Raw genomic sequence first — 801 nt, forward strand, 5'->3', positions numbered from 1 at the left:
CGCGGTCGCTCGGCGTCGGCGCGCCGCGCATGCGCGAATCGCGCGATCCGCACGCGCGCCGCCTCGACCGCGCCGGCACGCTGAGCTTCACGGCCGCGCTCGGCTGCTTCACCTGGGGCCTGATCGAAGCGCCCACGCGCGGCTGGGCGTCGCCGGTCGTGATCGGGCTGCTGGCGGCGTTCGTGCTGGGCGCGGCGGCGTTCGTGATCGTCGAGCTGCGGGCCGAACGGCCGATGCTCGATCTGTCGCTGTTCCGTTATCCGCGCTTCGTCGGCGTGCAGGTGCTGCCGATCGCCACCTGCTACTGCTACATCGTGCTGCTGGTGGTGCTGCCGCTGCGCCTGATCGGCGTCGACGGTTACGACGAGATCCACGCCGCGTGGCTGATGCTGGCGCTGTCCGCGCCGATGCTCGTGGTGCCGTTCGTGGCGGCCACGCTGACGCGCTGGCTGTCGGCCGGCGCGATCTCGGGCATCGGGCTGGCGATCGCGGCGGCCGGGCTGCATCTGCTGGCGGCGGCGCTGCGCGGCGGGCAGGACGCCGCCGCGATCGGGCCGATGTTGTTGATCGGCGTGGGCGCGGGCTTGCCGTGGGGGTTGATGGATGGGCTGTCGATCAGCGTGGTGCCGAAATCGCGCGCGGGCATGGCGGCCGGCATCTTCAGCACGACACGCGTGGCCGGCGAAGGCATTGCGCTGGCGATCGCGGGCGCCCTGCTCGCGGCGCTGACGCAACCGGGCCTGCACGACGCGGCCCCCACCGCCGCGCCGGCCGCGCTCGTCGATGCCGCCGCGCGGCTCG

1 pseudogene is annotated in these 801 nt (G+C 74.2%); it reads left to right on the forward strand.

The window, feature by feature from the left end:
* Positions 1-801: pseudogene (locus G3N92_RS34690) on the forward strand (MFS transporter); the annotation flags it as partial.

It is taken from the genome of Burkholderia sp. Ac-20379, assembly GCF_017104645.1.
In the GTDB taxonomy this organism is placed as follows: domain Bacteria; phylum Pseudomonadota; class Gammaproteobacteria; order Burkholderiales; family Burkholderiaceae; genus Burkholderia.